Genomic DNA, 3,269 nt, shown 5'->3' with positions numbered 1-3,269 from the left:
GGCGGAGCACGCAGATGCCACAGACAGCGATCCGCAGGCATTGCCGGAAGCGCTTGCCCGACGGGAAACACTGAAAGCGAAGCTGGACGAAGCCTGCGCCCGGCTGGAAGCTGATGCCAAGGAGCAGGCTGAAACGGCACGTCCGGCCTACGAGAAGAAGAAAGCCGCTTATGATGCGAAAACAGGGCGTCGTGGCCGGGCGCCGAAACCGCCGGATGAGGAACCACCACCCGGGAGACAGATCAGCCTGACTGATCCCGACAGCCGCCTCATGCGGCGTTCGGACGCCCATGAATTCCGGCAGGCTTACAATGCCCAGGCCGTGGTCTGCGCCGAAGGCAGCCAGCTGATCGTGACAACCGGCGTTGTCGCCACGTCAGCGGATGCGCCATCCTTTGCCGACACGGTGCTGGCGATGGAAGACACAATCGGTCTCCCGGAGACGGTACTCGCCGACACCGGTTACGCCAACGGGCAGGCGGTCCGGAAACTGCGGGAAAAGGGCATTGATCCGCTGGTCGCCATTGGACGGCCCTGTGCCCGCAGGCCTTACGACTTCCGCCCCCATCCCGCAGCAAAGGAGCCACGCCGGATAACCGAACCCTGGCGGCTTGCCATGAAGAAAAAACTGGAAACCACAGAAGCCGGAGATGTTTACAGACTACGCAAACAGACCGTTGAACCCGTCTTTGGAATTATCAGAAGCATCATGGGGTTCAGAAGATTCAGCCTGCGCAGCCTTGCAAAAGTCACAACCGAATGGACACTCGTTGCACTCGCATACAACTGCAAAAGAGTGGCACGCCTTCAGGCAGCATAAGCCGGGTCAGCCTCGGTGTTATGACCCTAAAAATGCCCAACCCGACAGGCTGCCAGGAAGTACAAACCTCGTCTGCGGTCAGTCAGAAGCGGCATTATCCGGCAGCTCATGACGGTCTCGGCATCGCCGAAGGTCTGAGAGTCCGGCGGAGGTCGTTCCAGGGCAGCGTGACTGAATGCGTGGGAAGCTGTCAGGGGATTTCTCAGGGATGTCATGAAGCAGCTGCCCTGTTGTCAGAAGCTCGATTACCCAGCGCGGCCGCCAGTTTGCATCCCAGAGATCGACCGGCGTGCGGGTGTTCTGCTGTGTCCGGAGGGCAGTCCATTGCCCGACTTCCCTGACGGCGTCACCGACGGTCGCGGGAAGAATCCGGCGGCTGATTTTTCGCACGGCCGAGACAAGACTGGCGTTGTAGAATCTCCAGAGTTTCCAGTTCCGGGACAGTCTGTTTCTCCAGGCAATATAGTTGTCGTCCATGCCAACCTTTTCAGACACCACGGGATCGGAAGCGCGTATGCCCGGTGTCTGAGCGGAACGACTTTCCCGGTTAGAGAAGCACAACTGGTTCACCGGGAAGGGTACGATATACTGTTATTTCATCAGAACGAAGATCCGAAAAGCCATCTGATTTCATCTTCTTTCAAAATCATTTTCAAAGATTACGATAGTCGGCTTTCCGGAAAATGCGCTTAATTTTGACCACAGTGTTCGGCTGTTGAGAACAATGAAAGCGTTATTAAATGCCTGAAGGGCGTTATGTACTTTCGAGCCTGACTGGTTCAGTCATGAGGGATGACGCCTGCCCGCAATCAGTATCCCTCTGACGTATCAGAAGAAGACTGGTCTCTGGTTGTCTCATATCTGATCTCGCTATCGGCTTTACCCTGCGGGCACATCCTCTGGCGTTCCTGCGCGACGGGCTTGCGGAAAGAGGCATTATTCCCTGTGAGGATCTCGGGACATTACCGGATGGGACCCGCGTGGTGATTGCGGGACTGGTGCTGATGCGTCAGCGCCCCGGCACAAGGCGTGATGTTCGTCACGATCGAGGATGAAACCGGGGTGGCCAGCCTGATCCTGTGGAAAGACCGGATCGAAGCGCAACAGGCCATCGTCATGGGGACGTCGCTGATGATCGTCCACGGCACCCTGCAGCGCGAAGATGGTGTCATGCACGTGGTCGTGCGGAATCCTGAAAGCGCGGAACTTTCAGTGATACTACCGTCTGGTGTTCCACCATCGCCAGACAAGAATTATCGTGATCGCGACAAAAACCACGACACAAACTTCAATTATGCCAGTGAACGCGAAGTGGACTGCCGCGCCGGACTCACGGCCGGATTTCAGCCCGGGCAGTACTGCGGAAGGATCGACTTCCAGAGACTGGTTAGCGGCCATGCTCAAATCTGTCTGTACATCAGGCGTGAAGTAAACGTGCTTTTTTGCCACGTTTTTTCAACAGGGAAACTGCCTTCTTATCGAACGAGACGAATGTTTCTCCACCCAGCCAGGCGCCTTCATAGGCGATAATACCATCGGCAAAGTCACCGCCAGCTTCCAGGAGTGCGAGCCCGACTTCGACTGCGGGGCGGTTCATGACGACATTGCAGGTATCAAGCAGGGCATGTATTGCTGAGGCAACGTCTTCCCTGGACAGTCTGGCTCCTTGTCGGAGTATCCATACCAGCTCGCACAATGACGGCAGTGATACGGCGATCAATGAAGCGTCAGTGAGGATTTTCCTGGCTGCCTGGCACTGTGCGGCATCGTCCTGAAGGACTGCTCGTGCAAGTACATTGGTATCGGCAATAATTTTCATTGATCGTGCAGTTTTCCAGCCCACCCGGCTGCCGCGATGTCATTCATCTCATCGATTGTCAGGGGTGCCTTCAGCTTAACCTTACCGTCCAGAGAATGCAGAAACTGTTCGATGTTACCGGCGACCCGGGCAGCCCGTACTCTGATCTCACCGCCAGGTGCCTTCTCGAAGTCAACACGGTCTCCCGGGCGAATGCCCAGATGATCAAGCAATTCCCGCCTGAGCGTTACTTGTCCCTTTGCGGTTACGGTTAGTGATACTGATGTCATGGAACGCTCCTGCCCGATGACCTTAAATGTAAGGGATATTCACCTTACAATCAAGGCTATTTGGTCCTGATTCCGGTCGTCTGCCTGTCAGCAGACATGGGACAGTTCATTTTCCTGACCCAAATTCCCCCTGAATCGTCGAACGCTATCGTGCCGGATATGACCCTGAAGAATGTTTCGATTAGGACACACGTCCCATAAAAGATGCCCGTCAGGCGTCACACACCGTCCGGAGCGGCTCGTTCTTCCCTGCGTGCGAGTTCTACGGTTCCGAACTGCCTGTCCTGAGAGAGGGTGACGGCGCCCTGCTTTCCGAGTTCCAGCGCGGCGAGGAAATGCGCCGCTTTTGCCGCGTTGCGCT

General features: G+C 56.3%; 6 protein-coding genes. 1 reads left to right on the top strand and 5 read right to left on the bottom strand.

The window, feature by feature from the left end; genetic code table 11:
• Positions 1-820 (top strand): transposase (locus GOB93_RS20660; protein ID WP_173585241.1); only part of this gene is annotated, 820 nt, incomplete at its 5' end.
• A 78-nt stretch (positions 821-898) separates the two neighbouring features.
• Here GOB93_RS20660 and GOB93_RS20655 read toward each other — a convergent pair.
• From GOB93_RS20655 to GOB93_RS20635, 5 genes are all read right to left on the bottom strand, one after another.
• Positions 899-1,297, bottom strand: coding sequence for a hypothetical protein (locus GOB93_RS20655; protein ID WP_173585240.1), 399 nt, complete (start codon positions 1,295-1,297; stop codon positions 899-901).
• A 485-nt stretch (positions 1,298-1,782) separates the two neighbouring features.
• On the bottom strand, positions 1,783-1,992 hold the full coding sequence (locus tag GOB93_RS20650) for a hypothetical protein (RefSeq protein ID WP_173585239.1): 210 nt from the start codon (positions 1,990-1,992) through the stop codon (positions 1,783-1,785).
• A gap of 46 nt (positions 1,993-2,038) precedes the next feature.
• The gene (locus tag GOB93_RS20645; protein WP_173585238.1) at positions 2,039-2,218 is read right to left on the bottom strand and encodes a hypothetical protein; all 180 of its coding nucleotides are present in this window, start codon (positions 2,216-2,218) and stop codon (positions 2,039-2,041) included.
• Positions 2,219-2,237: 19 nt separating this feature from the next.
• Positions 2,238-2,639 carry a type II toxin-antitoxin system VapC family toxin gene (locus GOB93_RS20640; protein WP_173585237.1) on the bottom strand — a complete coding sequence of 134 codons (402 nt, stop codon included), beginning with the start codon at positions 2,637-2,639 and terminating at the stop codon, positions 2,238-2,240.
• The gene (locus GOB93_RS20635; protein WP_173585236.1) at positions 2,636-2,908 is read right to left on the bottom strand and encodes an AbrB/MazE/SpoVT family DNA-binding domain-containing protein; all 273 of its coding nucleotides are present in this window, start codon (positions 2,906-2,908) and stop codon (positions 2,636-2,638) included. The genes GOB93_RS20640 and GOB93_RS20635 overlap by 4 nt, the downstream gene beginning before the upstream one ends.
• Positions 2,909-3,269: the final 361 nt, after the last annotated feature.

The organism is Acetobacter musti (genome assembly GCF_011516835.1).
In the GTDB taxonomy this organism is placed as follows: domain Bacteria; phylum Pseudomonadota; class Alphaproteobacteria; order Acetobacterales; family Acetobacteraceae; genus Acetobacter; species Acetobacter musti.
This window is presented reverse-complemented; position numbering and strand designations above follow the sequence as displayed.